Annotated in this window: 23 protein-coding genes and 1 pseudogene; 12 read left to right on the top strand and 12 right to left on the bottom strand. The window is 51.8% G+C overall.

Going from position 1 to position 24956, the window contains the following annotated elements:
- Positions 1-38: 38 nt before the first annotated feature.
- Positions 39-731: a TetR/AcrR family transcriptional regulator gene (locus tag AC1DUO_RS05595; RefSeq protein ID WP_013577694.1), complete on the bottom strand. Its 693-nt coding sequence runs from the start codon at positions 729-731 to the stop codon at positions 39-41.
- A 110-nt stretch (positions 732-841) separates the two neighbouring features.
- Between AC1DUO_RS05595 and AC1DUO_RS05590 the strand changes: the two are divergent.
- A pseudogene (locus AC1DUO_RS05590) lies at positions 842-1645 on the top strand (sugar phosphate isomerase/epimerase family protein); the annotation flags it as partial.
- Between the two features lie 16 nt (positions 1646-1661).
- On the opposite strand, the gene yieH reads toward AC1DUO_RS05590, so the two are convergent.
- The gene (gene yieH, locus AC1DUO_RS05585) at positions 1662-2327 is read right to left on the bottom strand and encodes a 6-phosphogluconate phosphatase (protein ID WP_119262211.1); all 666 of its coding nucleotides are present in this window, start codon (positions 2325-2327) and stop codon (positions 1662-1664) included.
- A gap of 152 nt (positions 2328-2479) precedes the next feature.
- Here yieH and AC1DUO_RS05580 point away from each other — a divergent pair, with 152 nt between their 5' ends.
- On the top strand, positions 2480-3817 hold the full coding sequence (locus AC1DUO_RS05580; RefSeq protein ID WP_095924037.1) for an NCS2 family permease: 1338 nt from the start codon (positions 2480-2482) through the stop codon (positions 3815-3817).
- A gap of 74 nt (positions 3818-3891) precedes the next feature.
- Here AC1DUO_RS05580 and AC1DUO_RS05575 read toward each other — a convergent pair whose 3' ends face one another.
- Complete coding sequence (locus tag AC1DUO_RS05575; protein WP_013577698.1) at positions 3892-4461, bottom strand: NADPH-dependent FMN reductase; 570 nt, start codon at positions 4459-4461, stop codon at positions 3892-3894.
- A 91-nt stretch (positions 4462-4552) separates the two neighbouring features.
- Positions 4553-5278, bottom strand: a complete 726-nt coding sequence (locus AC1DUO_RS05570) for a 4'-phosphopantetheinyl transferase family protein (RefSeq protein WP_013577699.1) — start codon at positions 5276-5278, stop codon at positions 4553-4555.
- A gap of 323 nt (positions 5279-5601) precedes the next feature.
- Here AC1DUO_RS05570 and AC1DUO_RS05565 point away from each other — a divergent pair, with 323 nt between their 5' ends.
- Positions 5602-7497, top strand: coding sequence for a methyl-accepting chemotaxis protein (locus tag AC1DUO_RS05565; protein WP_013577700.1), 1896 nt, complete (start codon positions 5602-5604; stop codon positions 7495-7497).
- Positions 7498-7572: 75 nt separating this feature from the next.
- Here the strand turns inward: AC1DUO_RS05565 and AC1DUO_RS05560 are convergent, their stop codons facing one another.
- On the bottom strand, positions 7573-8460 hold the full coding sequence (locus AC1DUO_RS05560) for a LysR substrate-binding domain-containing protein (RefSeq protein WP_119262212.1): 888 nt from the start codon (positions 8458-8460) through the stop codon (positions 7573-7575).
- 100 nt (positions 8461-8560) lie between these two features.
- Here AC1DUO_RS05560 and AC1DUO_RS05555 point away from each other — a divergent pair, with 100 nt between their 5' ends.
- Positions 8561-9160 (top strand): short chain dehydrogenase, encoded by a 600-nt coding sequence (locus AC1DUO_RS05555; RefSeq protein ID WP_015690617.1) that lies wholly within the window; start codon positions 8561-8563, stop codon positions 9158-9160.
- 71 nt (positions 9161-9231) lie between these two features.
- Here the strand turns inward: AC1DUO_RS05555 and mnmE are convergent, their stop codons facing one another.
- The 5 genes from mnmE to rpmH form a co-directional block, all read right to left on the bottom strand.
- Complete coding sequence (mnmE, locus tag AC1DUO_RS05550; RefSeq protein WP_119262213.1) at positions 9232-10596, bottom strand: tRNA uridine-5-carboxymethylaminomethyl(34) synthesis GTPase MnmE; 1365 nt, start codon at positions 10594-10596, stop codon at positions 9232-9234.
- Positions 10597-10708: 112 nt separating this feature from the next.
- Positions 10709-12343, bottom strand: a complete 1635-nt coding sequence (gene yidC / locus AC1DUO_RS05545; protein ID WP_013577704.1) for a membrane protein insertase YidC — start codon at positions 12341-12343, stop codon at positions 10709-10711.
- A 2-nt stretch (positions 12344-12345) separates the two neighbouring features.
- The gene (gene yidD, locus AC1DUO_RS05540) at positions 12346-12603 is read right to left on the bottom strand and encodes a membrane protein insertion efficiency factor YidD (RefSeq protein WP_013577705.1); all 258 of its coding nucleotides are present in this window, start codon (positions 12601-12603) and stop codon (positions 12346-12348) included.
- The gene (rnpA, locus tag AC1DUO_RS05535) at positions 12567-12926 is read right to left on the bottom strand and encodes a ribonuclease P protein component (protein WP_071823635.1); all 360 of its coding nucleotides are present in this window, start codon (positions 12924-12926) and stop codon (positions 12567-12569) included. Before rnpA ends, yidD begins: the two co-directional genes overlap by 37 nt.
- An 18-nt stretch (positions 12927-12944) precedes the next feature.
- Positions 12945-13085, bottom strand: coding sequence for a 50S ribosomal protein L34 (gene rpmH, locus AC1DUO_RS05530; protein WP_009637487.1), 141 nt, complete (start codon positions 13083-13085; stop codon positions 12945-12947).
- A 686-nt stretch (positions 13086-13771) separates the two neighbouring features.
- Here rpmH and dnaA point away from each other — a divergent pair.
- The 6 genes from dnaA (at position 13772) to AC1DUO_RS05500 (ending at position 22166) form a co-directional block, all read left to right on the top strand.
- Entirely contained in the window at positions 13772-15163 is a 1392-nt protein-coding gene (gene dnaA / locus AC1DUO_RS05525) for a chromosomal replication initiator protein DnaA (RefSeq protein WP_014333276.1), read from the top strand.
- Between the two features lie 4 nt (positions 15164-15167).
- A complete protein-coding gene (gene dnaN, locus AC1DUO_RS05520; RefSeq protein ID WP_013573353.1) occupies positions 15168-16268 on the top strand; it encodes a DNA polymerase III subunit beta in 1101 nt (366 codons plus the stop codon).
- A 127-nt stretch (positions 16269-16395) separates the two neighbouring features.
- Positions 16396-17484: a DNA replication/repair protein RecF gene (gene recF, locus AC1DUO_RS05515; protein WP_119261051.1), complete on the top strand. Its 1089-nt coding sequence runs from the start codon at positions 16396-16398 to the stop codon at positions 17482-17484.
- 19 nt (positions 17485-17503) lie between these two features.
- The gene (gyrB, locus tag AC1DUO_RS05510; RefSeq protein WP_013573355.1) at positions 17504-19918 is read left to right on the top strand and encodes a DNA topoisomerase (ATP-hydrolyzing) subunit B; all 2415 of its coding nucleotides are present in this window, start codon (positions 17504-17506) and stop codon (positions 19916-19918) included.
- 143 nt (positions 19919-20061) lie between these two features.
- Positions 20062-20877 (top strand): sugar-phosphatase, encoded by an 816-nt coding sequence (gene yidA, locus AC1DUO_RS05505; protein WP_119261053.1) that lies wholly within the window; start codon positions 20062-20064, stop codon positions 20875-20877.
- A 26-nt stretch (positions 20878-20903) separates the two neighbouring features.
- Positions 20904-22166, top strand: coding sequence for a YidR family protein (locus tag AC1DUO_RS05500; RefSeq protein ID WP_119261054.1), 1263 nt, complete (start codon positions 20904-20906; stop codon positions 22164-22166).
- A 42-nt stretch (positions 22167-22208) separates the two neighbouring features.
- Here AC1DUO_RS05500 and AC1DUO_RS05495 read toward each other — a convergent pair whose 3' ends face one another.
- Entirely contained in the window at positions 22209-22586 is a 378-nt protein-coding gene (locus AC1DUO_RS05495; protein ID WP_119261055.1) for a YceK/YidQ family lipoprotein, read from the bottom strand.
- Positions 22587-22965: 379 nt separating this feature from the next.
- Here AC1DUO_RS05495 and ibpA point away from each other — a divergent pair, with 379 nt between their 5' ends.
- Entirely contained in the window at positions 22966-23376 is a 411-nt protein-coding gene (gene ibpA, locus AC1DUO_RS05490; RefSeq protein WP_477986713.1) for a small heat shock chaperone IbpA, read from the top strand.
- A 129-nt stretch (positions 23377-23505) separates the two neighbouring features.
- Positions 23506-23940 (top strand): small heat shock chaperone IbpB, encoded by a 435-nt coding sequence (gene ibpB, locus AC1DUO_RS05485; RefSeq protein ID WP_112152005.1) that lies wholly within the window; start codon positions 23506-23508, stop codon positions 23938-23940.
- A gap of 178 nt (positions 23941-24118) precedes the next feature.
- Here ibpB and AC1DUO_RS05480 read toward each other — a convergent pair whose 3' ends face one another.
- A complete protein-coding gene (locus AC1DUO_RS05480) occupies positions 24119-24874 on the bottom strand; it encodes a YopT-type cysteine protease domain-containing protein (protein WP_119261056.1) in 756 nt (251 codons plus the stop codon).
- Between the last annotated feature and the right edge of the window lie 82 nt (positions 24875-24956).

Below are 24956 nucleotides of genomic sequence, written 5' to 3'. Positions count from 1 at the left end.
TTTGCTTTCCGATCTATACCCGCGTCCGGTCAGCGCAATTATTTCATCACATAGCGCAGCGCGACCTGTACTGCCAACTGCCGGTAATGGGCGGTCTGTAAATCCACCTCATCCGGATTTTCAAACAAAGCGCCGAACGTATATTGGTTGGCGACCTGGTGCACACACAGGCTGCTGATGAGGCGGTGAACGTCGCGCGCCTGCGCATCTTCCTTAAACAGATGGCTTTGTTTGCCGCGTTCAAGGATATCTTCCAGCAGCGTTAATGCCGTTTTGTTGATCTCACGGATGCTGGTGGACTGGCGGATAAAGCGGCCGCGCAGCATGTTTTCTGTCGATACAATACGGATAAATTCCGGGTGTGAGACATGGAAATCGAAGCTGGCTTCTACCAGTTTGACGATCGCTTCCGCAGGTGGCAACGAAGATAAGTCCAGCTCCAGCTCGTGCTGGCGAATACCGCGATAAACGTGTTCCAGAACCAACATGTACAGGGCTTCTTTGGTCTTATAGTGGTAGACCACCATACGTTTCGTGGTGCTGGCATTGGAGGCGATATTTTCCATGCGCGCGCCCATCAGACCGGATTCAGCGAATTCAGCCAGAGCGCTGTCGAAAATGCGCTGCCTGAGTCCTATCGGATCATTTTTACGTCCCGGCGCCGGGGAACTTTGGCTGCTCAGCGTCTTATCCTCTTCATTAACCACATTCTCGCCACAGAGATTAACCATTGCTTAGCCCAGTTACAATCTGTGCGTTCATACAACTTCGCCGCACTTGACGAATGTGGCGTGAGGGTCCACTACTGTAAGTATCGAAGCCTGACTAAAAGGACACTATTTTGCCTGCAACCACCCGGTTACATTCTATTGCGACAGTTTCAGTACCAGGAACCTTGCCTGAAAAACTTACCGCCATTGCGGCTGCAGGATTTGATGGTGTGGAAATATTCGAAGACGATTTGCTTAAAAGTCCTGTCAAACCGGCGGCTATCCGTAACCTCGCCGATTCTCTCGGCCTGCGCATTTTCCTGCTGCAACCTTTCCGTGATTTCGAAGGGGTTCCGGCAGAGAAGCGGGTTGAAAAACTCGCCAGCGCACGCCGCCAGTTCGACCTGATGAGCGAGCTGGGCTGCGATCATTTACTGGTGTGCAGCAACACCGATCCGGAAAGTTCACCGGAGCGGGAGGTGCAGATTGCCGATCTCGCTGCGCTGGCGGAAATGGCGGAGCTGTATGACATCCGTATCGGCTATGAAGCGCTGGCATGGGGTAAACACGTCAACCGTTACCGCCAGGCGTGGGATCGCGTACGCGAGGTGAACAGTCCGGCGCTGGGCATTGTGCTCGACAGCTTTCATATTCTCGCCGTGGGCGACAATCTTGACCGTCTGGATGAAGTGCCGCTGGAAAAAATCAGTTTCCTGCAACTGGCCGATGTACCGTTCAAAGACATGAACGTGCAGCAGTGGAGCCGTAGTTACCGCTGTTATCCGGGGCAGGGCGATTTACCGCTGGTGGATTTTGTCAGCACGCTGAACCGTAAAGGTTTCACCGGCCCCTGGTCACTGGAAATCTTCAATGATAAAACCCTGCCGCTGGCTGATGGCCTGCGATCTCTGACGGAGCTGGAAAAGCGCATGCAGGCTTACGAAAAATCACTCAGCGAGTGACCTGATACCCCATCTCCCGCCAGATCCCCGGCAGTTCGCGCATGTCGTGGAAAGTGGTCACCAGCGGGTGATCGAGCGCAGGGTTATGCGGATCGGCGCAGTAGTAAAACACCGGGATGCCTGCGGTGATCCCGGCCTGTGCGCCTGCCACGGAATCTTCAACCAGAATGCAGTTTTCCACCGGCACGTTCATGACGTCGGCTGCTTTGTACAAGACGGCAGGATCGGGTTTCCAGCGCTGTAAATCATAGCCGCTGAATAACTTATCCCCCATAAAAGGCAGCAATCCGGTCAGGCCGAGAGAGTGCTGCATTTTGGTGACCGGGCCGTTTGAGACGACACACATCGGCACGGTGATTTGTTCCAGTAACTCGCGTGCGCCGTCAATAGGTTCAAGTTTGCTGTCGAAAAGACGGGCAACATGCTGGCGAAACACGACTTCCATTTCTTCTTTCGGCACGTCGATACCGTGCTCTTTATTGACGATCGCGACGATTTCGTAAAGTTTGACGCCTTTGTATTTCTTATACATTTCGTCGAATGAAACCGTCACACCAAAATGCGCGAACATTTCGACATAGGCTTCGCAGCACAACAATTCACTGTCCACCAGCGTACCGTCGCAATCAAAAAAGACACATTCAACCTGTGACATACTTTCTCCCTGTGAGCGTTTCATCTATTGGCGTGCATTATGGCACTGTACCCGAACGATAGATTTAATCCCATACATCCAGTGCTGGCGCTTTCGGGCTAAAATCCTTAGGATACCCCCCGATTGTTTTTCCCCCATTTTGGAACTCACCAATGAGCACACCACAGAGCAATGCGACTGCGGGTAAAGGTCTGGCTGAACGTCTGTTTAAACTGACGCAGCACGGCACCACCGTACGCACCGAAACTATCGCCGGTTTAACTACCTTCCTGACCATGGTCTATATCGTTTTCGTGAACCCGCAGATCCTGGGTGTTGCGGGGATGGATAAACAGGCCGTGTTCGTGACCACCTGCCTGATTGCCGCGTTCGGCAGCATCCTGATGGGCGTGATCGCCAACCTGCCGGTCGCTCTGGCACCGGCGATGGGTCTGAATGCGTTCTTTGCGTTTGTGGTCGTGGGCGCGATGGGGGTTTCATGGCAGATCGGGATGGGCGCGATATTCTGGGGTGCTGTGGGTTTGCTGCTGCTGACTATTTTCCGCATCCGTTACTGGATGATTGCCAATATTCCGGTCAGCCTGCGTGTGGGCATTACCGCCGGTATCGGGCTGTTTATCGGCATGATGGGGCTGAAAAACGCCGGCATTATTGTCCCGAACCCTGACACCATCGTGACCATCGGTAATCTGACCTCGCACAACGTGCTGCTCGGTGTGCTGGGGTTCTTCATTATTGCCGTGCTGGCGTCGCGCAATTTCCACGCCTCGGTGCTGGTGTCGATTATTGTCACGACAGTCATTGGCCTGATGATTGGCGATGTGCATTACACCGGTTTCTGGTCGATGCCGCCGAGCATCACCACGGTTGTCGGTCAGGTGGATTTGAAAGGCGCGCTGAATATCGGTCTGGCGGGCGTCATTTTCTCCTTCATGCTGGTGAACCTGTTTGACTCCTCCGGCACGCTGATTGGTGTGACCGACAAAGCCGGTCTGGCTGATGCGCAGGGCAAGTTCCCGCAGATGAAACAGGCGCTGTACGTTGACAGCGTGTCTTCCGTGGCGGGGGCATTTATCGGTACTTCATCGGTGGGCGCGTACATTGAAAGCACCTCCGGCGTTTCCGTGGGCGGTCGTACCGGCCTGACGGCGGTGGTGACCGGTTTACTGTTCCTGCTGGTGATCTTCATTTCCCCACTGGCGGGGATGGTGCCGGAATACGCGGCGGCCGGTGCGCTGATTTATGTCGGCGTGCTGATGACCTCCAGTCTGGCGCGTGTTTCCTGGGATGACCTGACCGAAGCGGTTCCGGCGTTCGTGACCGCGGTAATGATGCCGTTCAGCTTCTCGATCACCGAAGGTATCGCGCTGGGCTTCATCTCTTACGTGGTGATGAAACTGGGCACTGGCCGCTGGAAAGAAATCAGCCCGTGTGTGGTGGTCGTAGCCCTGCTGTTTGTGCTGAAAATCGCGTTTGTCGACGGGCATTAATCCGCTGACATCTGCTTAACGCCTGTAAAAAAACAGCCCGCATTGCGGGCTGTTTGCATTTCTGATGACCGGAATTATTGGCTGACGCGGCGCGTATAGTCGGCAAATGCCGTCAGCTGGCCGCGCAGGAAATCGAGCGTCCCCTGGTCGATGACTTCGCCGATTTGCTCATCCACTTTATTCTGGATCACACCACCCATAAATTCGGGTTTATTCATCACCATCGCATCCAGGAACACCAGAATCTGACGCAGATGATACTGACAACGTGCCCCGCCGACCGGACCCATTGAACTGGTCTGGATCAGCACGGGCTTACCGGCCAGTGGCTGATTCGGCAGGCGGGAAATCCAGTCGATCGCATTTTTCAGGCCGCCCGGAACGGAGTAGTTATACTCCGGCGTGACGATAATGACGCCATCCGCCTGACGGATTTGTTCCGCAATCGCTTCAACATCCGCCGGAAAGCCTTCTTCCTGCTGAATATCTGCATCATAGAGCGGCAGTGTACCGATGGAAGGCAACGCCTCAATGCTGATGCCCTCTGGTGCCACTTTTGGCAATGTGCGGGCGACCATTCCGTTGTAAGACGCTTTACGAAGACTGCCTAACAGTGTGACAAACTTCAGTGGTTGAGCTGACATGGGTAACTCCTGTTATGGATGACTTTGCGAAAGGAACTGCCTGTAACCATAAACGAAAAACGGCACGACGGGCGTAAACAAAAGTGAAGTTTTATTTAGCGGGTGGCAGGCTGATGAATTTCATGAAGTGTGGTGATTCAGATTGCTGGTCTGTGGCCAGGGTTTGTGTGCGGGTGAAGCCGTTTTCAGGTTCGTAACGCCAGCACTGCAAACGGATAATCGAGGGTGACTGCGCACATGACCAGATAATGGAACCTTCAATGTCGCTCATCACCTGCGCCTCGGGCGTTACGGTAGACCGTAAACGACCAGAAGCGGGATTCAGGCTGAGCGTAAGCGGACTCTGATCGTTCAGGCCGGACATTTTCAGCATGCTCTGGCGGATACACCACAGTTGCAGAGAGGATTCCACCGGATCGGATTGCATAGCAATCCAGGTTTTCTCCACCGCAGAAAGCTGTAATTGCTGTTGCTGATTCACCAGCGCACTGCGGGCATGAATGATTTCGAGATCGAGGCCGACTTTCCCTTCGCTGCTGATTAAAACACCGACGGTACTTCCTGCATACGCCAGACTGAAATCAGGCAAATCAGGGGATTCAAAACTCGGACGACCGCTGGGTAACGTGATGACGCTGGGAAGTTCCGCGATTCCATAGAGATAGAAAATCATTTCTGCCAGCAGAACGCGGCCGTTTAAGAAACGCTTGCGCTGTTTTTCGGAAAGGTGTTTTGCAAATAATACGATCTCTTGCGGCAACCGGTGTGTATCCGGTTCTGCATCCGTCATTGCCCATCTTGCAAAATGGCACGCCATTGTTCACTCCATGATTAATGGTTCGACCGCAGTTTCTCAATTGTTCTAAAGAATAACATTAAGAGAAATCATTAAAAACCGCTTAAACCCCGCAGTGCCACACACATTCTTCCCTTTTCATACAGTTTTTCATAAACATAAAGTGAAAGTAATCACAGTCTTAATCTCTTATTGGGAAAGAATCTCACTGGAATGATGTTCTGGATTTTTACTCATAAGATTCTTACACCAGATATATCTACTACAGCCACATAAAGAAACGCCAGAAAATGCCGTTACTAATTAAGCAGCGATCTCGCTGCTTTGCCTGCGAGTACCCAAAAATGTTAAAAACGACGCAATCCCGCTTTATCGCATTGATCAGCTTGTTTTTTATTGTGCTGATCATCGTTACGCTTATCGTGATCCAGGTGTATATCGCTCCCCAGCTGAAACAGACAGAAAGTAATCTGGTTGCTAATCAGGTGGATGATGTCGCGGTGGCAATTAATGACCGCCTGAATAAAGTTGAGTCACAGGTTCGCACCATTACCCAGACTGTTGCACAAATGGACAGCGACAGTATCGATCGTTTACTTCCGGCACTGGTTGATCAGTACGGTGACTCTGCCGTGTTTGGTGGCGGGATCTGGCCTCTGCCGAACCAACGCGATCCGGCCAAAATCAAATTCAGCACCTTCTTTGCCCGTAATAATAATAATCAACTGACGGTCAATACTTTCTGGAACAGCGCCGAATCCCCAAACTATTTCGATCAGTCGTGGTATCTGGCGGCATCAAAAGGTGAAAAGGGTCAGTGTGTCTGGGCGCCTGCTTATTTCGATGACGCCAGCACCCAGCCGCGGACTAACTGTGCGATGCCGATTTACAAAGATGATAAGCAATGGGGCGTCGCCACCATTGACGTCACACTGGGGTTCTTTAACCAGCTGGTGACAGAGATGGAGAAAAAGGTTCACGCCAGGATTTATATCGTGGAAAAAGACGGCACCATCGTCGGTACCAGTCATTCCACGGATGAAAAACTGCCGAAACTGGCCTCACTGGGCGAAACTTCTCCGCTGGCGATGCAGATCCGCAAAAGTCTGGATCAGATCAACGGGCAGGCGAGTCTGGTGGCTGACTACGATAATGACGGCACGTCGCATACCATGTTTATGAGCAACATTCAGGGGCCGTGGTTTATCGCCACCGACATGCCGACCAGTCAGTTACTGGCGCGCAGCCACAGCATTCTGACGAGTCTCGGACTGGTTCAAATCCCGATGGTCTTGCTGTTGCTGATCGTTCTGATCGCCGCGATTAAAATTTTCATGCGCCAGCTGGCGGCACTGAATAAAAATATCGCCCAGCTTTCTGCGGGCGGTGCCGACTTAACCCGGCGCTTACCGGAAAGCCGCAGCCCTGAGTTCAATCAGATCAACCAGAACTTCAACGGTTTCCTGTCTTTCCTGCAATCCATTCTGCGTCAGGTTGGCGACAGCAGTCTGGCTATCACCTCGGCTTCGCGCCAGATTGCCAGCGGTAACCTGGACCTGTCAGCACGAACCGAAGAACAGGCCAGCTCGATTGTCGAAACGGCAGCCTCAATGGAACAGCTGACCAGCACCGTAAAACAGAACGCTGCCAATGCGGAAGGGGCTAACCAGTTGGCCCGTGATGCCTCGGCTGTTGCCGGGAGGGGCTCGGACGTGGTGAAACAGGTGGTTGAGACCATGGGCTCGATCACCCGCTCTTCACATAAAATCGTCGATATCATCAGCGTGATCGACGGCATCGCTTTCCAGACCAACATTCTGGCGCTGAATGCGGCGGTTGAAGCGGCGCGTGCCGGTGAACAGGGACGCGGTTTCGCCGTTGTGGCATCCGAAGTGCGCAGTCTGGCACAGCGCTCAGCCACTTCCGCGCGTGAAATCAAAAAGCTGATCGAGGATTCTGTGGCGGATATCGCCACCGGCAGCGAACTGGTGGCGACCGCCGGAACGACGATGGATGAAGTCATGGGTGGCGTGAACAACGTGGCGACGCTGATGAACGAAATCATGTCTTCCAGTCAGGAGCAAAGTCTGGGCATCGAGCAGGTAAATGTGGCTATCACGCAGCTGGATAACGCCACGCAGCAGAACGCCGCGCTGGTGGAACAGGTTTCTGCCGCTGCGCAGGCGATGCAGGATCAGACCGTTCAGCTGGAAACCGTGGTAGCAGGCTTTAAGCTCTGATTTCGTCTGATTAAAAGTGTTCAAAACTGAGCGGTAAGTGAGCGATCACTTACCGTTTTGTATTTTGCGTAAGGCTCAGTAAAAGGCGTGTTCAGTCATGAAGTTAATCAGGCTGGTCAGTTTGGCGCGCGGCCTGAAATCGGGCAGATAAACCAGATGCACTGCCCGGGGTTTCGGGATAAAAGACTCAAGTACCGGGATCAGTTTTCCGCTGGCGATATCTTCGGCCAGTAACACTTTGGGTTGCAGCAACAAACCGGCGCCTTCCAGTGCGGCAGCGCGCAGCGCATGACCGTCGTTGGATACATAGCGGCTGTTAACCGGCCACGCTGACGTGGTGCGCTCTGCATTCGCCAGATGCCAGCCTTCACTCTGATTCCAGACGGTATGCACCAGGCACGGGTGCGTTTTCAGATCTTCCGGCGTCGCGGGCGTGCCGAAACGCTGTAAATAATCTGCAGAAGCGCAGATCACCATTTCATAAGGGTTCAGCGGCTTGGCGACCAGCCGGTCATCGCCAATTTCGCCAATACGGATCGCCGCGTCAAATCCTTCGCCGATCAAATCTACCCTGGCGTTGCTCAGTATCAGTTCCACGTTTACTTTCGGGTGTTTTTGCAGATAACGGGCCAGCATCGGCGCCACCACGCTGGAGCCGAGTGATACGGGTGCGCTGATCCGCAGCAGTCCGGTCGGCACGCTTTGCAGGCTTTCCATCGCGCTTTCGGTGAATTTCATCTGCTCCAGCACCCGTTTTCCGTTCTCGTAAAACACTTCACCGGCATCCGTCAGGCTTTGCTTGCGTGTGGTGCGTTGCAACAGGCGGGCATTCAAATACTTTTCCAGCTGCTGAATATGCTTGCCGACCATCACTGCTGAAATCCCCAGCTTTTCCGCTGCTGTACTGAAATTCCCGGTTTCTACCACGCTGATAAAGACCTCGATATTCCGCAACTTATCCACATTACAAACCCTGAGTTAGAACAGAATGAATAATACGATTCTATATCTAACCCGTAGTTTGGTGAAAGATGGTCCTGCAAACAACGTTGAGGAATATCTGATGAAAATTTTAGTGATTGGCGGGACAGGTACATTGGGTAAAGCCGTGATTCAGGAGCTTAGCGCAGACCATGAAATTGTCACCGCAGGCAAAACCCGCGGCGATTTTCAGGTCGATATTACCGATGAAAACAGCGTAAAAGCGCTTTTCCAGAGTACGGGAAAAGTTGATGCGATTATTGCTACTACCGGCAGCCTGCACTTTGGCCCGCTGGTGGAGATGACCGCAGCACAGTTCAATATTGGTTTGCAGAATAAACTGCTTGGCCAGGTGCGCCTTGCGCTGATCGGTCAGTCATTCCTTAACGATGGCGGTTCCATCACGCTGACCAGCGGGATCATTGCTGATGAACCTATTCGTCAGGGGGCAAACGCCACCACGGTAAATGCCGCCGTCGAAGGCTTTGTCCGGGGCGCGGCGATTGAACTGTCACGGGGTATTCGCATCAATGTGGTCAGCCCGACCGTAGTAGAAGAGTCGCTGAAAGCTTACGGCCCGTTCTTCCCGGGCTTTGAGGCTGCACCGGCAGCGCGCGTGGCGAAAGCGTATCGTCGCAGCGTGGAAGGGGCGCAGACCGGACGCATTTATAAAGTCTGGTAAGGCGTAATTCTTTGAATAAAATAAAAAACCCACATTTTCCAATGTGGGTTTTGTTTGCTGCGAAGAGCGGCTTATTTACCGATACAGAAACTCGAGAAGATACGCCCCAGTAAATCATCCGAGGTAAATTCACCGGTGATTTCGCTCAGCGATTGCTGGGCCAGACGCAGTTCTTCCGCCAGCAGTTCACCCGCCCATGCGCCAAGCAGTTGATCTTTACCCTGAACCAGATGCTGTGCGGCCTGTTCCAGCGCCTGCAGGTGACGGCGACGCGCAAGGAATCCGCCTTCCATATTGTGATTGAAGCCCATCACCTGTTTCAGATGATCGCGCAGCAGATCAACGCCATCGCCGGTGCGGGCAGAAAGGCGAATAAGTGAGTGACCATTCACTTCCGTTTGTCCCAGCGCTTCGCCGGTGATATCCGCTTTGTTGCGTACAACGACAATAGGTAAACTCGCGGGCAGGCGGGCCATAAATTCGGGCCAGATGTCCGCAGGCTCGGTTGCTGCCGTTGTTGTACCGTCGACCATAAACAGCACTAAGTCAGCCTGTTCGATCTCATTCCATGCACGTTCGATACCAATTCGCTCAACTTCATCGCTGGCTTCACGTAACCCGGCGGTGTCAATGATGTGCAACGGCATGCCATCAAGGTGGATATGTTCGCGTAAAACGTCACGCGTAGTGCCCGCGATATCGGTAACGATCGCCGCTTCACGACCAGCCAGCGCGTTCAGCAGGCTGGATTTACCGGCGTTCGGACGCCCGGCAATCACCACTTTCATCCCTTCACGCAGCAGGCTGCCCTGACGTGCTTCGGCCCGCACGGCATCGAGATCACCCATCACCGTATTGAGTTTGGCTTCGATTTTACCGTCGGACAGGAAGTCGATTTCCTCATCGGGGAAGTCGATAGCCGCTTCGACAAAGATCCGCAGGTGAGTGAGTGCTTCCACCAGATGATGAATACGGTTCGAGAAAGCGCCCTGTAAGGAGTTAACCGCTGAACGTGCGGCCTGCTCGGAGCTGGCGTCGATAAGATCAGCAATCGCTTCAGCCTGCGCCAGGTCGAGTTTATCGTTGAGGAAAGCCCGTTCAGAGAATTCGCCAGGACGCGCAATTCGCACGTTTTCCAGCGCGATAATGCGTTTAAGCAGCAAATCCAGGATCACCGGCCCGCCGTGGCCTTGCAGCTCAAGCACGTCTTCGCCGGTAAAGGAGTTCGGGCCGGGGAACCACAACGCGATGCCCTGATCCAGCGTGCTGCCATCAGCATCCTGAAACGGCAGATAATCGGCATAACGCGGCTTGGGCAGTTTACCTAAGACAGCCTGTGCCACATCACGCGCCGCACGGCCGGAAATGCGCAAAATGCCCACACCACCGCGGCCGGGTGGGGTTGCCTGGGCAATAATGGTATCTGAGGTGCTCATAGCAATGATCTCTGTTGGTCTTTTTACGGATATGCAAAAGGCGATCAAATGATCGCCTTTCTTTTTTATCATCAAGTTTAGCGGTCAGGACGAAAGCCGTCCTGACATTCACTTATGACTTTTTCTTGTCGCGGCTGTGCAGGCCACGTTTTTCCAGCCCGCGATAAATCAGCTGCTGCTGGAGAATGGTGACCAGGTTACTGACGATGTAGTACACCACCAGGCCAGACGGGAACCACAGGAAGAACACGGTGAAGATGACCGGCATGAAGGTCATGATCTTCTGCTGCATCGGGTCAGTGACGGTGGTCGGCGACATCTTCTGGATGAAGAACATCGTGATACCCATCAGAACCGGCAGAATGTAGTACGGGTCTTGTGCTGACAAGTCATGGATCCACAGGATGAATGGCGCGTGGCGCAGTTCAATGGAACCAGACAGCATGTAATACAGTGCCAGGAAGATTGGCATCTGAATAACCAGCGGCAGACAGCCACCCAGCGGGTTCACTTTCTCAGACTTATACAGCGCCATCATTTCCTGACTCATGCGCTGTTTGTCATCACCGATACGTTCACGCATGGCGGCCAGTTTCGGCTGCAACATACGCATTTTCGCCATCGACGTGTACTGTGCGCGGGTCAGTGGATACATGATACCGCGAACAATAAAGGTGATAACGATGATCGAGAAGCCCCAGTTACCGACAAACCCTTGAATGAATTTCAACAGTTTGAACAGTGGCTGAGAGATGAACCATAACCAACCGTAGTCAACCGTCAGGTCAAGGTGTGGCGCGATAGCGGCCATCTTGTCCTGAATTTCCGGACCAACCCACAGGATAGAAGCAACTTGTTGCTGTGCACCTGGTGCAACGGTAAACGGTGTGCCTTTAAAGCCAATCGTTGAAATACCGTTATTGGTGGTGGTGAAGAAGGTATTGGTGTCTTTCGCTGATGGGATCCACGCCGTTGCAAAGTACTGCTGCAACATCGCAACCCAACCACCCTGAGTCGTGACATTCAGTGCTTCGCTCTTATCGAACGCATACTTCTGATATTTGTCATCACTTGAGGAATATGCCGCGCCGCGGAACGTGTGCAGAGCAAAGTTATTGCTGCCGGTATCACGGTGCTTAGGTAATTCGGTGGTTTGTTTCAGCTGACCGAACATGGTCAGTTCAAGCGGGGCAGCCGTGGTGTTGTTGATGTTGTATTCAACGTTTACCGCGTAAGAACCACGTTTGATCACGAAGGTTTTGGTGTAAATCGCACCGTTCGCCGCCGTGTAAGTCATCGGAATGCGCAGTTCAGACTGGCCTTCAGCCATTGTGAAGGTATCGGAGCTCGCCTTGAACAGAGGGCGTTCACCGTTAGCCGGATTGTCTGGACCGTTTTTACCTGTCAGACCACTTTGTGCCTGATAGAGGAAATTAGGAGTAGTTTCCAGTAACTGGAAAGGCTGGTCAGAGCCCAAAGTCGTTGGGTAAGCCTTCAGCAGAGCCTGCTCAATGTCGCCACCACGGGTGTTGATCGTTAATGACAGCACATCACTGTTAACTGTAATTAATTTGCCCTGTCCGCTATCAGGAACAGCCTGATTAGTAGCATCACCGTTTGCAGTGTTCGCAGTCTGTTGCGTGGTCTGGTTGGCCGGTTGCGGAGCGTGGTCCGTTTGCCATGCCTGCCAGATCATGAAAGACACGAACAGCAGAGCGATGAGGAAAAGATTGCGTTGCGAATCCATCGTTAGTGTTCTCTGTTATTGTCGGTTTTCGGCGGTACGGGGTCATCACCACCTGGGTTCAAAGGATGGCATTTTAATACGCGTTTCAAAGTCAACCAACTGCCTTTTAACATGCCAAAACGACCAATTGCTTCAATACTGTATTGAGAGCAGGTTGGTCGAAAGCGGCAATGCGGCCCGAGCAACGGACTGATGAATAGCTGATAACCACGTATCAGCTTTATCAGGATGCGGGAGCCTGTCGGCAATGTCGACGCCATAATTTCTCCAACGCTTCCGTCAGCGCGCGATTATCTAAATCGGCGACACCCTTTTTGGCTACTACCACAAAATCCATCGACGGCAGCGTATGCTGATTCAACCGGAAACTTTCGCGGGTAAGGCGTTTGATCCGATTGCGTTCATGTGCGCGTTTGACGTGTTTTTTTGCGACGGTGAGACCGATGCGGGGATGCCCCAGCTCGTTCAGGCGGCCGAGTATAGTGATTTGCGGCGTGCCAGCCCGTTGTGGCTGCTGGAAGACGAAAGTGAAATGACGGGGAGTTAACAAACGTAACTCCCTGGGAAAAGCGAGCTTAACCACTAAATAGGTTAGCTTTTATTACTTAGAAGCTGACAGACGGGTACGGCCTTTCGCACGACGGCGAGCCAGAACCTGACGACCATTTTTGGTGGCCATACGAGCACGGAAGCCGTGGCTACGGTTGCGCTTCAATACGGACGGTTGGAAAGTGCGTTTCATGGCGATTTCTACCTAAACTTAAATTATTACTGATCAGTAAACGCGAAGACATTTCGGCGAAAAAACGACCGGTGCCTTTGTCGCAACATATAAAGAAGCGGGATTGTAATAACTGTACAGTCCTGAGTCAATTTACATTGCCAGAAATGGTTCAAGTGTTTACCAGAATTGCCCGTGGTCACACCGCAATATCCATCTGGTTATGACCATCAGGAACACAGGCTTCACACGTAGGGCTGAAGATTATACGGACTCTGCCGCAAATCGCAAGGATCCTCGCCTGATCCTTATCCACAGGCGTGCGATCTTTCTCGCAGTATGATGAAATTTAACTCAGCGGACTCCTATTTTTTCACCAGAGTGATGATTACATCGCCTAATTTTAAAAGGATCGGCTAAGCTTACCCACTTGCCGATTGCTGCCTGTGGATAAAAAGGATCTAATCTGTCAGGAAGGGGAGGATCTCTGGGCCGGATTGCGTTATGATCCGCCATTCCGATCGCGATCCCGGCTGGGATGCTATCGACAAAAACCGCAAAAAGCGGTTCGCACGTGACTTTACGCCACTGACAGGGTGGTGAGAGAAATTTTCCCCCATTAGCGGGCGGAACGTGTGCCAAAAATCATGATTTAAAAAATATCCTGATCCTTTTCTTTTTTGATACTTGTTCGAGTGGAGTCCGCCGTGTCACTTTCGCTTTGGCAGCAATGTCTTGCCCGTTTGCAGGATGAACTACCTGCCACAGAATTCAGTATGTGGATACGCCCCCTGCAGGCGGAACTCAACGACAATACGCTGGCGCTGTATGCCCCGAATCGTTTTGTTCTGGATTGGGTTCGTGACAAATACCTAAATAATATTAACGGCTTGCTTAACGATTTCTGTGGCACGGATGCACCGTTGCTGCGTTTTGAAGTCGGCAGCAAGCCGGTGATCCAACGCGTCAGCCAGCCTGTTGCGGCCAGCGTCAGTTCACAGGCTGCGCCTGCCATTCCGCGTCTGGCGCCTTCCCGTCCAAGCTGGGACAGCTCACCGGCTCAGCCTGAGCTGTCTTATCGCTCTAACGTCAACCCGAAACATACCTTTGATAACTTCGTAGAAGGTAAATCTAACCAACTGGCTCGCGCGGCGGCGCGTCAGGTGGCGGATAATCCGGGTGGCGCGTACAACCCGCTTTTCCTTTATGGTGGCACCGGTCTGGGTAAAACCCACTTATTGCACGCCGTCGGTAACGGCATCATGGCGCGTAAAGCCAATGCCAAAGTGGTGTACATGCACTCCGAGCGTTTTGTTCAGGACATGGTCAAAGCCCTGCAAAACAACGCCATTGAAGAGTTCAAACGCTATTACCGTTCTGTCGATGCGTTGCTCATCGATGACATCCAGTTCTTTGCCAATAAAGAACGTTCGCAGGAAGAGTTCTTCCACACCTTTAATGCCCTGCTGGAAGGCAATCAGCAGATCATCCTGACCTCGGATCGTTATCCAAAAGAGATCAACGGTGTTGAAGATCGTCTGAAATCGCGTTTCGGCTGGGGTTTAACGGTGGCGATCGAGCCGCCTGAATTAGAAACCCGCGTAGCGATCCTGATGAAAAAGGCCGACGAGAACGATATCCGTCTGCCCGGCGAAGTGGCCTTCTTTATTGCTAAACGTCTGCGTTCCAATGTGCGTGAGCTTGAAGGCGCACTGAACCGCGTGATCGCCAATGCCAACTTTACCGGCCGTGCGATCACCATCGACTTCGTTCGTGAAGCGTTGCGCGATTTGTTAGCGCTTCAGGAGAAGCTGGTCACTATTGATAATATTCAGAAAACAGTGGCCGAATATTATAAAATCAAGGTCGCTGACCTGCTTTCCAAACGGCGCTCCCGTTCGGTAGCCCGCCCACGCCAGATGGCGATGGCGCTGGCGAAAGAGCTGACCAACCACAGCCTGCCAGAAATCGGCGATGCGTTCGGTGGTCGGGACCATACCACGGTGTTGCACGCCTGCCGTAAAATCGAGCAGTTGCGTGAAGAAAGTCACGACATCAAAGAAGATTTCTCCAACTTAATCAGAACATTATCTTCCTAGCGCTATGAAATTTATTGTTGAACGTGAGCATTTGCTGAAACCACTGCAACAGGTCAGTAGTCCGCTGGGTGGACGACCAACGTTGCCTATTCTGGGTAACCTGTTATTACAGGTGACGGATGGCGCGCTGTCGCTGACCGGGACGGATTTGGAAATGGAGATGGTGGCGAAAGTCGCGCTGTCTCAGCCACATGAAGCGGGTGCCACCACGGTGCCGGCGCGTAAATTCTTTGATATCTGCCGTGGATTGCCGGAAGGCGCGGAAATTTCCGTCGCGCTCGACGGCGACCGCATGCTGGTAAAATCAGGCCGCAGCCGTTTCTCGCTGTCGACCTTACCGGCGACAGATTTCCCTAATCTCGACGACTGGCAAAGCGAAGTAGAATTCACCCTGCCGCAGGCCACGTTGAAACGTCTGATCGAAGCCACGCAGTTTTCTATGGCCCATCAGGACGTTCGTTATTATTTAAACGGTATGCTGTTCGAAACCGAAGGTGAAGAACTGCGTACTGTCGCGACCGACGGTCACCGTCTGGCCGTATGTTCTATGCCAATCGGCCAGTCTCTGCCGTCGCATTCGGTGATCGTGCCGCGTAAAGGCGTGATGGAACTGGTGCGTCTGCTTGATGGCGGTGACACCACATTGCAGCTGCAAATCGGCAGCAACAATATCCGTGCTCACGTCGGCGACTTCATCTTTACCTCTAAACTGGTTGACGGTCGTTTCCCTGACTATCGCCGCGTATTGCCGAAAAATCCGGACAAAACGCTGCAGGCAGGCTGCGATTTGCTCAAGCAGGCGTTTGCCCGTGCCGCGATCCTGTCCAACGAAAAATTCCGTGGCGTACGTTTGTATGTCAGCCATAACCAGCTGAAAATCACCGCGAATAACCCGGAACAGGAAGAGGCAGAAGAAATTCTGGATGTCGGTTACGAAGGCACTGAAATGGAAATCGGTTTCAACGTCAGTTACGTACTGGATGTGCTCAATGCACTCAAGTGCGAAGACGTTAATCTGTTGCTGACGGACTCTGTTTCCAGCGTGCAGATTGAAGACGCAGCCAGTCAGTCGGCAGCGTATGTCGTTATGCCAATGCGGCTGTAATCGGGCTATCTGACTTGTCATTTTGCGATCGGGCAGTGTTCGCAATGCCCACGCACCTGAGTATGCTCCGCTTACTGTAGCTGCACGCAAACTGACTGCGACGATGATGCCCTGGAATGGATAGTAGATGGCCTTAACGCGCTTACTGATAAAAGATTTCCGCAACATCGAGGCGGCAGATTTAGATCCGTCGCCCGGTTTTAACTTTCTGGTCGGTCCCAATGGTAGCGGTAAAACCAGTGTGCTCGAAGCGGTCTATACGCTGGGGCATGGCCGCGCTTTTCGCAGTTTGCAGGCCGGACGCGTGATTCGTCACGATCAGCCGGAGTTTGTTCTCCATGCGCGTGTGGATGACGGCGGTGATCGTGAATTGTCGATTGGTCTGAGCAAAAGCCGTCAGGGCGACAGTAAAGTACGCATTGATGGCAGTGATGGCCACAAAGTGTCTGAACTGGCACAGATGCTGCCGATGCAACTGATCACACCCGAAGGCTTCACCCTGCTCAACGGCGGGCCGAAGTACCGGCGGGCATTTATTGACTGGGGTTGTTTTCATCACGACCCCGGTTTTTTTATCGCCTGGAGCAACCTGCGACGGTTACTCAAGCAGCGCAACGCCGCGCTGCGACAGGTGAGTCGTTATGCGCAAATTCGTGCCTGGGATCAGGAACTGATCCCGTTAGCCGGGCGCATTAGCGAATGGCGGGCAGCTTACAGCGACGCGATCGCGGCTGATATCAGCGCGACCTGCGCGCAATTCCTGCCCGAATTCGCCCTCAGTTTTTCTTTCCAGCGTGGATGGGATAAGGAGACGGAGTACGGCGAGTTGCTGGAGCATAATTTTGAACGCGACAGAGCCTTAACCTATACCGCATCAGGCCCGCATAAAGCGGATTTCCGCATTCGTGCCGACGGCACGCCGGTGGAAGATTTACTGTCCCGTGGGCAGTTGAAGTTACTGATGTGTGCGCTGAGACTGGCGCAGGGTGAGTTTCTCACCCGACAGAGCGGGCGGCGTTGCCTGTATCTTCTTGACGATTTTGCCTCTGAGCTGGACGCCGACCGACGTCGGTTGCTGGCTGATCGCCTGAAAGCCACCCAGGCACAGGTTTTTGTCAGTGCAATAAGCGCTGAGCAAGTGACCGATATGATGGGTGAAAAGGGCAAGATGTTCCGCGTGGAACAAGGTAAAATAGCCGTTCTATCACAGGACTAAAAATGAGCGAGAAACGTTGATGTCGAATTCTTATGACTCCTCAAGTATCAAGGTATTAAAAGGGCTGGACGCGGTGCGTAAGCGCCCCGGCATGTATATCGGCGATACCGATGACGGCACTGGTCTGCACCACATGGTATTCGAGGTTGTGGACAACGCTATCGACGAAGCCCTCGCGGGCCACTGTAAAGAGATTCAGGTCACGATCCATGCGGATAACTCTGTTTCCGTACAGGATGATGGCCGTGGTATTCCGACCGGCATTCATGAAGAAGAGGGCGTTTCTGCTGCTCAGGTCATTATGACCGTTCTTCATGCTGGTGGTAAATTCGACGATAACTCGTATAAAGTCTCCGGCGGTCTGCATGGCGTAGGTGTTTCCGTCGTAAATGCCTTGTCGGAAAAACTGGAACTGGTTATCCGCCGTGAAGGCAAAGTGCACACTCAGACTTACGTGCACGGCGAGCCGCAGGATCCGCTGAAAGTGATTGGCGATACTGACGTAACCGGTACCACGGTACGTTTCTGGCCGAGCTTCAACACCTTCACCAATCACACAGAATTCGAGTATGAGATTCTGGCGAAACGCCTGCGTGAACTGTCATTCCTGAACTCCGGCGTGGCAATCCGTCTGCTGGATAAACGTGATGGTAAGAATGATCACTTCCATTATGAAGGCGGTATCAAAGCCTTCGTGGAATACCTGAACAAAAACAAAACCCCAATCCATCCGACCGTATTCTATTTCTCTACGATGAAGGACGATATTGGTGTTGAGGTTGCGTTGCAGTGGAATGATGGTTTCCAGGAAAACATTTACTGCTTCACCAACAATATTCCACAGCGCGATGGCGGGACTCACTTAGCCGGTTTCCGTTCGGCGATGACCCGTACCCTGAACGCTTACATGGATAAAGAAGGTTACAGCAAGAAATCCAAAATCAGCGCCACCGGTGACGATGCCCGTGAAGGTTTGATTGCTGTGGTGTCTGTGAAGGTACCGGATCCTAAGTTCTCTTCACAAACCAAAGACAAACTGGTTTCTTCTGAAGTGAAAACGGCCGTTGAAACGCTGATGAACGAGAAGCTGGTGGATTACCTGATGGAAAATCCGTCAGACGCCAAAATCGTTGTGGGGAAAATCATCGACGCTGCGCGCGCCCGTGAAGCAGCCCGTAAAGCCCGTGAAATGACCCGCCGTAAAGGTGCGCTGGACCTGGCTGGCTTGCCAGGCAAACTGGCGGACTGTCAGGAACGTGACCCGGCTCATTCCGAACTGTACTTAGTGGAAGGGGACTCAGCGGGCGGCTCAGCAAAACAAGGCCGTAACCGTAAGAACCAGGCGATTCTGCCGTTGAAAGGTAAAATCCTCAACGTAGAAAAAGCGCGCTTCGACAAAATGCTCTCTTCTCAGGAAGTGGCAACACTGATTACTGCGCTCGGTTGCGGCATTGGCCGTGACGAGTACAACCCGGACAAACTGCGCTATCACAGCATCATCATCATGACCGATGCCGACGTCGATGGTTCACACATCCGTACCCTGTTGCTGACGTTCTTCTACCGTCAGATGCCTGAAATTGTCGAGCGTGGCCACGTGTTTATCGCACAGCCTCCATTGTACAAAGTCAAAAAAGGTAAGCAGGAACAGTACATTAAAGATGATGAAGCGATGGATCAGTATCAGATTTCCATTGCGATGGACGGGGCAACGTTACACGCCAACGCCCATGCACCAGCCCTGGCGGGTGAACCGCTGGAGAAACTGGTGGCTGAACATCACAGCGTGCAGAAAATGATTGGCCGCATGGAGCGTCGTTATCCGCGTGCGCTGCTGAATAACCTGATCTATCAGCCGACCCTGCCGGGGTCAGATCTGACCGATCAGGCGAAAGTTCAGACCTGGATAGAATCGCTGGTTGCGCGTCTCAATGAGAAAGAGCAGCACGGCAGTTCTTACAGCGCGATCGTGCGTGAAAACCGTGAACATCAGCTTTTCGAACCGGTTCTGCGTATCCGTACACACGGTGTTGATACGGATTACGATCTCGATGCAGACTTCATTCAGGGTGGCGAATACCGCAAAATCTGTGCGCTGGGCGAACAGCTGCGCGGCCTGATCGAAGAAGATGCCTTCATCGAACGTGGCGAACGCCGTCAGCCAGTGACCAGCTTCGAGCAGGCGCTGGAATGGCTGGTGAAAGAGTCCCGTCGTGGTCTGTCGATTCAGCGATACAAAGGTCTGGGCGAAATGAACCCTGATCAGCTGTGGGAAACCACCATGGATCCTGAACAACGTCGCATGTTACGTGTGACCGTGAAAGATGCCATCGCTGCTGACCAGTTGTTCACTACGCTGATGGGCGATGCGGTTGAACCGCGTCGCGCCTTCATCGAAGAGAATGCCCTGAAAGCGGCCAATATCGATATCTGATAATGGCGTGAGCTGATAAAGAGTCCGAAACGGGAAACCGCTTCGGACTTTTTTTTTCGTCTGACGCGACCCGCATTCCGGCTGGCTTTACAGCGGGTAATCGCGTTAGCATTGCGCAAGATTTCTTAAACTCTGAGGATGCTATGGCTATTGAATTAATTGCAATTGATATGGACGGGACATTGCTCAATCCGCAGCATGAAGTGACCCCTGCCGTTAAAAAAGCGTTGTCAGAAGCACGGGCGAAAGGTGTGCAAATCGTTCTGGCGACCGGCCGTCCGTTCGTCGGTGTGCAGCGTTATCTGATGGAACTGGATTTACAGCAGGACGGTTGTTACTGCATCACCAACAATGGCGCGCTTGTGCACAATGCGAAAGATGGCAGCGTAATTGCCGAAGTAGCCCTCAAAATTGAAGATTATCACTACTTTGAACAGCTGGCGCGTGACCTTGGTGTGCATTTCCATGCACTGACCCAAACCGACCTGTTTACCGCCAACCGCCATATCAGCAAATACAGCGTACATGAATCCTTCACCACCGGCATTCCGTTGCAGTTCTGCCCGGCAGAGGAAATGGATCCGGCACTGACCTTCCCGAAAGTCATGATGATTGACGATCCGGACTTGCTGGATCGCGCCATCAGTCAGCTTCCTGCTGAAGCAAAAGAACGCTACACCATAATGAAAAGCTCACCGTATTTCCTCGAGATCCTCGATAAGCGCGTGAATAAAGGTGAAGGCGTGAAAGTACTGGCGGAAAAACTGGGTATCGCGCGGGAGAGCGTGATGACGCTCGGTGATCAGGAGAACGACATTGCGATGCTGGAATACGCCGGAATTGGTGTCGCGATGGGGAATGCGCTGGACAGCGTAAAAGCCGTCAGCCAGTTCGTTACCAAAACAAACACGGAAGACGGCGTGGCGTTTGCGGTCGAGAAATTTGTTCTGAACGTCTGAGCTTGTACCGAAGGAACCTTGCAGCCATGGAAAAACAATTAACTTCTGATGCCCGCGGGCATCAGCTCACCAACATTAATGTCTGGACGCCGGACAGCCAGTGGCTGGTGTATGACGTCCGTCCGCATGGCGGTTCTTTTAGCGGTTCAACCATTGAGCGCGTGAATGTCGAAACCGGTGAGACGGAAGTCCTTTATCAGGCAAAAGACGGCGCGCATGTGGGAGTGGTGACCGTCAGCCCGGATCTTCCTGTCCGTTATGCGTTTATTCATGGCCCTGAAAATCCTGATGCCAGCTGGCAGTATGATTTTCATCACCGTCGCGGAGTTATTGTCACTGAGCCCGCGCGCGAAAAGGCCGTCACGCTGGATGCGATGGACATTACCGCCCCCTTTACCGCCGGAGCCCTGCGCGGTGGCACACATGTTCACGTCTTCAGCCCGGATGGTTCGCGTCTGAGCTTTACCTATAACGACCATGTGTTTCATGAACGCGATCCGGCGCTCGATCTGCGCAACGTCGGCGTGGCGATTTCAGGATATCCCGTTATTCCGCCAAAGCATCATCCCCGTGAATACGATGGAAGCCATTTCAGCATGCTGGTCAGCGAAACCACGCCCTGTCCTCACCCCGGCAGCGATGAAATCAACCGGGCTTACGAAGAAGGCTGGATTGGCCGTGAAGGCTATCTGAAACCGGATGGCAGCCGTCAGCGGTGGGCGTTGGCTTTTATCGGCGACACGCTTTCCGCTCGTGGTGAAAAGCACCCGGAAATCTTTGTGGTGGATTTGCCGCGCAATGATGAGGATTACCGTCAGGCGGGTGATAAACCTTTGCAGGGCACGCCGGAAATGCTGCCTGCGTCACCCGCGGGCGTGAAACAGAGACGGATTACTTTTACTGAAAATGGTATTGCCCTGCAACCGCGTCACTGGTTGCGCGTATCGCCGGATGGCGCAAAGATTGCGTTTCTGATGCAAGATGAAACCGGAGTGGTTCAGGTCTGGACGGTGTCACCTAACGGCGGCGCGCCGGCGCAAATCAGCCATTCTGAAAGCGGAATTCAATCAGCCTTCAGCTGGAGCCAGGACGGAAAATCACTGGCGCTGGTATGCGATAACAGCGTGATGCGGCTGGACATGGAAAGCGGAAAGATGCAGCGGTTAACGCAACGATCAGAAAACGCACCCTGTGCCGATGCCGTAGTGTATTCTCCCGATGGCAGCAAAGTGGCGTTTATGCGCCAGTGTAACGGCTATGCGCAGATTTGCGTGGCCGATAGCGATTAGCGAACGATGTAAACCGGTCGGAACAGGCCGGTTTTATTGTGACTACTTCTTATGTGTCGACGATTTTTGCTGACGCGGCGTGGTCGTCATGGGCGGGATGTGATCGATATCCACACCGTTACTCAGCGCAATATTGTGTTCTTCACTGGCTTTGACGCGATCGCGCGTCGTCACTTTTCCGCTGCGAAAATAATCATAAGGCAGCAATACCGTATCCAGCACGGCGCTGAACGGCAAATCAATCAACAGCAGCGGCGTCATCGCCCAACTGGTGTCATTGCTTTTTATCATATTCACATCAGCACGTGCGCCTGAATAATATCCGGTGTCACCACCTGTATGGCTCATTACGCTGGAGCAACCGCTCGTCGCTAAAAAAACACATCCTGTCATCAGCGGCGTTAATGCAAATTTCGTCATGTTAGAACTCATCTTATGCTGTCAGGCTGAGCTTATACGTCAATGTGACTTATACCACTCAGCCCAAAAAATTAACAAAGCAAGCTGTAGCTCTGTGGCTGCGATCCCATTAAGTGTAATTACTATTTGAAATCTTGCAGGAATTCGCCTGCTCTCCCTGGATTTTAGCCCTGTCCCGCCATGTATTTTGGCTGTCATCATATAAACAACAGCCAAATTTTTTGTTTTTTCAGGCTTGAAATATGCCCTTTTGTCTCCATTTTAACTGTACGACGCAGGAGGAGAAACGCCGGAAGGGTTCTTCTGTCATCACTGTGACGCTGGTCTGTCCGCCTGGAAGGCTATTTAAAAAACTCGCTGAATATCAGGAGAAGTAGCAATGCGTAATTTTGATTTATCCCCGCTCTACCGTTCTGCCATTGGTTTTGACCGTTTATTTAATCTTATCGAATCGGGTCAGAATCAGGGCGGCGGCTACCCCCCTTATAATGTCGAGTTGGTTGACGAAAATCATTACCGGATTGCTATCGCGGTCGCAGGTTTTGCCGAATCTGAGCTGGACATCACTGCGCATGACAACATGCTGCTGGTCAAAGGCGCGCATGCACCTGGCGATACTGAGCGAACCTATTTATATCAGGGCATCGCGGAACGTAATTTCGAGCGCAAATTCCAGCTGGCTGAACATATTCAGATAAAAGCGGCCAATTTGTCGAACGGTTTGCTGTATATCGATCTGGGACGCGTCGTTCCTGAGTCGTCCAAACCACGGCGTATCGAGATCCGTTAATTCAGCGACCATCATCGTTGTTGACCGCCACGAAATGAAAAAGTTTAGGCTCGCCGTCAGGGAGCTGTACTGTCACATCCAAAAAGGATGACGACATTAATCATCTCGCTTCAAAGAAGGAGTTACATTATGCGTAATTATGATATTTCCCCATTACTGCGTCAGTGGATTGGTTTCGATAAATTAGCCAGTTCAATGCAAGGCGCCGATCAGGCTTTTCCTCCTTACAATATTGAAAAGTCTGATGACAACCATTACCGCATTTCACTGGCGCTGGCCGGTTTCCAGCAAAGCGAACTGAATATTGAAGTCGAAGGGCCGCGATTAACGGTTAGCGGCACACCGGCTCAGCCGGAAACTAAAGTGGAATATTTGCATCAGGGGCTGGTGATTAAGCCTTTCACCCTGAGCTTCACGCTGGCAGAGCATATGCACGTCTCGGCGGCTGAATTTACGCATGGCTTGCTGCATATCAATCTGGTTCGTGATGTACCGGAAGCATTGCAACCGCAAAAAATTGCGATTGGTACTGAAAAACCGGCGCTGGAAAATCAGTCCGAATAAACGTGATCTGTTTATGTTCCCCCGATGCGGGGGAACATAAAGCAGGATGTGATGAGGTATATATTATCTTAATCAGTAAGTAAAACGAGGTGTATTTATTTTGTTCAAGTCTTTCAAAGCGTTTTCCGTAATTGAAGCTCTTAGTGATGAGGTAAGCATGTATTTAGAGTGATGTAACTTAACGATAATATTCGTCTACTGTGATTCGGTTGTAGTTCTTGTAACACCCATCAAATACTATACAAAGTGCTTCCACAAAATGCATGATCTGTTTTGTGTTGTAGTCGTAAGATATTTCACCTATATTTGCATCAAAGAGTTTAATCATGTTCCCATCTGTTCTGATAGCGATGGAATGGCCTCCCTTGCAACCCTTATAAATACCTATTTCATATAAGCTGTCTTGCCTTAACGATTTTACCAGCCCTTCGATTCTTGCAGCGGTAGTACTGGCCTGCGGCAGAGTTGACGTTTTTAAGCAGATCAACCTCCCCTCATTCTTCATTATCAGATGGTATGCGTCTTGAGTACGCATGTAGTTTACGTTGGGGGAATGCCCTTTGCGGTGAAAATTATCAAATAAACTTTTTTGTGCTTTTAATTTAGCTTGTTTATATGCCAACGCAGAGTTCTGTTCCTGAATATTCATTATTCCTAATATCAATCGATGCGATGCAGAGGTATTGATGAAACATTTGAAACTACTCCAATCTCTACCAGTAATTAAATATGCCGCAGAGAGGCCATAACAGGCTCCACGTAATCCGTACTGAATTTGTTTACTTTCTGAATCTATATGACTTCCTAACCATGCTCCACCAAGATTTCGGGGGTTGTTAGCTACCCATTTGTTTTGCTGTATGTACGTCACCTGATTAAAAAAACTGTATGTACCGTTTGTTTTATTAATATATTGACGTAATCTGTTAATCATTTTCTCACCTATTTTTTAAATCAAAAAATACATATTGCATAAAAATACGCCAGTGATAATAAAATTCCCATTTAATTGATTA

The organism is Rahnella sp. P4_A8, from assembly GCF_056402435.1.
This window is presented reverse-complemented; position numbering and strand designations above follow the sequence as displayed.

Coding starts and splice junctions, on each gene's coding strand:
- AC1DUO_RS05595 (WP_013577694.1), bottom strand. CDS start 731: ATGGTTAATCTCTGTGGCGAGAATGTGGTTAATGAAGAGGATAAGACG.
- yieH (WP_119262211.1), bottom strand. CDS start 2,327: ATGTCACAGGTTGAATGTGTCTTTTTTGATTGCGACGGTACGCTGGTG.
- AC1DUO_RS05580 (WP_095924037.1), top strand. CDS start 2,480: ATGAGCACACCACAGAGCAATGCGACTGCGGGTAAAGGTCTGGCTGAA.
- AC1DUO_RS05575 (WP_013577698.1), bottom strand. CDS start 4,461: ATGTCAGCTCAACCACTGAAGTTTGTCACACTGTTAGGCAGTCTTCGT.
- AC1DUO_RS05570 (WP_013577699.1), bottom strand. CDS start 5,278: ATGGCGTGCCATTTTGCAAGATGGGCAATGACGGATGCAGAACCGGAT.
- AC1DUO_RS05565 (WP_013577700.1), top strand. CDS start 5,602: ATGTTAAAAACGACGCAATCCCGCTTTATCGCATTGATCAGCTTGTTT.
- AC1DUO_RS05555 (WP_015690617.1), top strand. CDS start 8,561: ATGAAAATTTTAGTGATTGGCGGGACAGGTACATTGGGTAAAGCCGTG.
- mnmE (WP_119262213.1), bottom strand. CDS start 10,596: ATGAGCACCTCAGATACCATTATTGCCCAGGCAACCCCACCCGGCCGC.
- yidC (WP_013577704.1), bottom strand. CDS start 12,343: ATGGATTCGCAACGCAATCTTTTCCTCATCGCTCTGCTGTTCGTGTCT.
- yidD (WP_013577705.1), bottom strand. CDS start 12,603: ATGGCGTCGACATTGCCGACAGGCTCCCGCATCCTGATAAAGCTGATA.
- rpmH (WP_009637487.1), bottom strand. CDS start 13,085: ATGAAACGCACTTTCCAACCGTCCGTATTGAAGCGCAACCGTAGCCAC.
- dnaN (WP_013573353.1), top strand. CDS start 15,168: ATGAAATTTATTGTTGAACGTGAGCATTTGCTGAAACCACTGCAACAG.
- recF (WP_119261051.1), top strand. CDS start 16,396: ATGGCCTTAACGCGCTTACTGATAAAAGATTTCCGCAACATCGAGGCG.
- gyrB (WP_013573355.1), top strand. CDS start 17,504: ATGTCGAATTCTTATGACTCCTCAAGTATCAAGGTATTAAAAGGGCTG.
- yidA (WP_119261053.1), top strand. CDS start 20,062: ATGGCTATTGAATTAATTGCAATTGATATGGACGGGACATTGCTCAAT.
- AC1DUO_RS05500 (WP_119261054.1), top strand. CDS start 20,904: ATGGAAAAACAATTAACTTCTGATGCCCGCGGGCATCAGCTCACCAAC.
- AC1DUO_RS05495 (WP_119261055.1), bottom strand. CDS start 22,586: ATGACGAAATTTGCATTAACGCCGCTGATGACAGGATGTGTTTTTTTA.
- ibpA (WP_477986713.1), top strand. CDS start 22,966: ATGCGTAATTTTGATTTATCCCCGCTCTACCGTTCTGCCATTGGTTTT.
- ibpB (WP_112152005.1), top strand. CDS start 23,506: ATGCGTAATTATGATATTTCCCCATTACTGCGTCAGTGGATTGGTTTC.
- AC1DUO_RS05480 (WP_119261056.1), bottom strand. CDS start 24,874: ATGATTAACAGATTACGTCAATATATTAATAAAACAAACGGTACATAC.